Source organism: Campylobacter taeniopygiae (assembly GCF_005406225.1).
Classification (GTDB): domain Bacteria; phylum Campylobacterota; class Campylobacteria; order Campylobacterales; family Campylobacteraceae; genus Campylobacter_D; species Campylobacter_D taeniopygiae.
On the sequence record NZ_NXLY01000033.1, the window covers coordinates 1 to 3,931 of the forward strand.

A 3,931-nucleotide genomic window follows, 5' to 3' on the forward strand; every position below is an offset into this window, starting at 1 on the left:
AGGTATTCTATTAAACATTTTTTCTCCTTTTTTGATTTCGCTGTGAAAAACGAGGTTTTATCTAAAGATTCTTTCTAGCAAAACTCACTATTTTTTAAAATCAATCCGCACTGATGATTTTAACCAAATCATCAGCCCATTCATCACTATAAATAAGCTCGAGCGTGATTTGTTTTACTATAGGATTATTCATCATCTTAATATTAAGATAAAATTTACCCGCACTGATATTTGCATTTGTATTACGCTCTTCATCCCAACTCACTTCATAGCCAATTAAGACTTTTGCTCCTTTTAAATCTCTTAAAAGCTCTTCCACGCTTGTTTTAATAAAATAAAGCTCACTTGCTTTTTTATCAATCGCTTTAAAACTTGCTTTTTGGGCAGCAATTGCAATGCGATCAAAAGTTCTTACCCTTGCTAAATCTTGCCAAATCGTATCTTCATCACTTGTTTCCCCGCCCCAAGAGCGATAACCTTCGCAAAGTATGCAAGTAGAAATATGATTTTTTTTAAGCCGATCTGCATCACAATCCTCACCCATCACAAAATCAATAAAATGTTCCACTCCAGTAACGCCATTCATTACTCTATTTGAATAAGAATCACTAAAGCCATACTCTGTATCCCCATCTGTATGAGCTATCATACCTGCGATGATAGGAGATTGTGGAACATAGGCATATTTTCCTTGTGAGTTTAAAATTTGAACTTGAGGCCACGTAGCAACCAATCTTTTAGAACTAAAAGCTTCCATAGCATTTATAGCTTCTCCTGTATTTGTGGCATATAAATCCACAATAGCAGTGATATTCATAGCACTTGCTATGCTTTCAAGTTTAGCTTTTACACCTGCTTCACTTGAATAATAGGGTGCTATGATAATATCAGGAGTAAAACCTGTGCGATGTTTAGCTTTTTTAAAAGCTTCTATTGCATTTAAACAATTTGTCAAGTTTGCAGCTTCTTCATCGCTTTCTTCAAAAAAACTAATAATAATCACACAAGTAACATCTTGATTATCTATACAAGTTAAAGAATCTAAGAGTCTAAAATCTTCTAAGTTGTTTTCTTTGATTAAATCTTTTGTAAAATCAATCGCCTTGCTTACATTTGAAAAAGCAAAGATTGGCATTTCATCTGTGCTTTCATATCTTGCTTTTGTATAGAGCATTTCTTTATTAGCACCTTTAATACAAGCAACAATTCCTATAGGTGTGTCACTTTGAACCTTAATAGGACTTGCCGCACCATTGCTGATATTATAATTAACTCCATATTGTGCTGCCATAATTTACTCCTTGTTTGATTTTTTTGTATTTTTAGATTTTAATTTTTTAGATTTTAAACTAGCAGAATCTTGTTCTTGTTTAGAAATTTCAAATAAAAAAGCATAATCTCCATAAGTATTAGAGTCAGCTTCTAATTTATTAACATTAAAATCTTCACTCTCAACTTCTTTTTCTCCTACAAAAATTGATTTTTTTGCTTTTACATTAGAAATTTCTGTTTGTCCATAATATCCATTGCCTCTAGCAAAAAGCTGATTTGGCATTTGTGTATTTTCAAGTTCTATGCTTACCTCTCTACTTCCTGAACTAGACCATAAGCAACACTCATCAGCACCACCATTGTATTTTTTAAACACATGGGCGATTTTGTGATAAGATTCTTTATAAATCCCACTTGTTTTAATCGTTCCTACAATTTGATTATCTGTAGGAGTAGGATTAGAATCTATAGTAAAATCACTCCTATTAAGTCCATCACCATCTTTAGTCATAGTAAATTTTGCGTTTTCGTATTCATCTTGGACTTTGTTTGGAGTAGCAAAACCTTTTTCAAAACCAAGTCTTAAATCACTCATACAACCACCATATTGTCCACCTGTTGTAGTATTATCAAATGTGATGATGATTTTTTCTTTAGGGATAATATCATTACTTCCATCTCCCAATAAATCCACCCAATTTGTAAATTTTTCATCTTTAGAAATGCAAATAAATAATTGCTTTTTGCTTTCTAAAACAGCCCATATTTCTCCCACTTCAGCTTCGGTTTTATAGGTAGGTGGGGTTTTTGATATTTTTATGTTTGTATTTTGAAAACCCTCATCTTTTAAAATCTCTTGAATGAGACTTTCAAGTTCTTCTTTACTCACCATATCTTCTTTAAAAAGATTTAATTTTTTATCTATAAGTTCATTAACTTTTTGGATACTAAGCTTATCACTCACTATAGGTTCGCTTGGTTCTTTAAAACTTTGATTGGCATTTGGAATATAAGAAATTCCGTAATCTTTCATTTTAACTCCTTTTTATGCTTTTACTTTGTGCGAACAAGTCCGCCCAAAGTCGCTTTTTCTAAAGCCCCCGTCCCACTAAAGTGGGTAAGGCTCACCTTTTTATTTGCTTTTTATCAGGCATTTTACAAAGTGAAAAGCATTGCAAGCATGGTAAAAAACAAAGCATTTAAACTTAGAACATCCAAGCAATAGCATTGCTTCTTTTAAAGCAAAATCAGCAAGTTTATAATCCTTTCTTGAATTAGCTTTTTCGCATAAATAATCATGTATCACGCAAGCACTAAAATACTCACTTTTAAAAGGTGGATAAAAACTCCAAAAGATACGTGGGATACTCGCTCCATCAGTTTTAAAACCTTTTGGTATCACTCCATTAAAACTAGCTAAAGTAAAAGCGTAATCATTTATCACTTCAAACCTGTCTTTATCAAAAGGTTTTACGCATACTCTTTTTAGCTCTGTTTTAGTCATTTTTAATCCTCCCATGTAATTGAGTTTAATTCTTCCAAAGAAGTGGCGTTTCTAATTTTTTCTTTTAAGTCTTTTGCTTTAAAAATAGTCTCTTGTACAAAATAAGCCATGCTACTTGCAAAGAGTTTAAACTCTTCCACACTAAATCTTGTAGTTGTATTATCAAGTGCTATCCAATCAATATAAGAGATTAAATTAGGATTAACAAGAGCATTAGTTATTGCTCCATTTATTCTTAATTGATCCTCGCTAGAGCTTTGATAGATTTTACCTTCAAATGAAAATCCACCATTTAAAACTTTTTCTTTAGTTTGATTGATTTCATTGATTTTTAACTCTTTTGCCTCGTTTAAAAGCTCCTCTTCGCTTTTAGGAGGATTTATTAAAGCATTAAACTCTTCTTCGCTGATCGGAGTCAATCCTTCTTTGATTTGCTCATCTGCTACTTCATCTTCATAAGCATAAATTTGATTGTTTTTATCTATAAAATATTTCATTTTTTCTCCTTATCTAAGTTCCTTAAAATAATTAATTGATATGCTAGGATAAAGTCCACTTCCTCTTTCAGAACTTATTCGATATTGTTCATTGGGTGGTATAATTCCGATACCATAATATTTTGCTCCATCGCCAGAAGGTTCACATATTATTAAAAATTGAGTACTGCAAGAAAAATTATATCCCTTAAGAAAAGCTTCAAAAATTGCAACTATTGGTTTGTTTGTGTTATTAGTATAGGTGACATTAAAATTTCTAGAAACATTTTGCCAAGTTTGATTTACTCCCAATCCACCCGCTAGATTAGGGACTTGTTTTTTCAAAGTACTCAAATTGACAAATTCCTCATCTTTGCTTGCTTGTAAATTACTTGTAGGTAGTTTGGTAAAATTTTTAATTCCATTAATGTTTTGATCTGTAGTTAAAGTAACATATTTAGCAATTTCTGTGTTAAATTTGCTTTCTAAAAGATATTTAGAAAGCTCATTCCATACTTTTTTAAATTCTGCATCATATTTTTGCGTTAAAGCATCAATTTTAAGATTGAGTTCTACTTTAATAGCATCCACATAATCACGACTTGCCATAATCACACTTGGATCTAGTTTTAAAATCACTTCTTCTGCATTAGAAAGCTCCATGACAATTTTTATCATA

The 3,931-nt window shown here is 31.5% G+C and carries 4 protein-coding genes and 1 pseudogene; all 5 read right to left on the minus strand.

Features of this window, described 5'->3' with window-relative positions:
• Positions 1-100 precede the first annotated feature (100 nt).
• Complete coding sequence (locus CQA75_RS08705; RefSeq protein ID WP_137624575.1) at positions 101-1,291, minus strand: phage tail sheath family protein; 1,191 nt, start codon at positions 1,289-1,291, stop codon at positions 101-103.
• A 3-nt stretch (positions 1,292-1,294) separates the two neighbouring features.
• A complete protein-coding gene (locus CQA75_RS08710) occupies positions 1,295-2,305 on the minus strand; it encodes a hypothetical protein (RefSeq protein ID WP_246023824.1) in 1,011 nt (336 codons plus the stop codon).
• Positions 2,306-2,404: 99 nt separating this feature from the next.
• On the minus strand, positions 2,405-2,776 hold the full coding sequence (locus tag CQA75_RS08715; RefSeq protein WP_137624576.1) for a DUF1353 domain-containing protein: 372 nt from the start codon (positions 2,774-2,776) through the stop codon (positions 2,405-2,407).
• Positions 2,777-2,778: 2 nt separating this feature from the next.
• Entirely contained in the window at positions 2,779-3,273 is a 495-nt protein-coding gene (locus CQA75_RS08720) for a DUF4376 domain-containing protein (RefSeq protein ID WP_137624577.1), read from the minus strand.
• 9 nt (positions 3,274-3,282) lie between these two features.
• Positions 3,283-3,931, minus strand: a pseudogene (locus CQA75_RS08725) (phage tail protein); the annotation flags it as partial.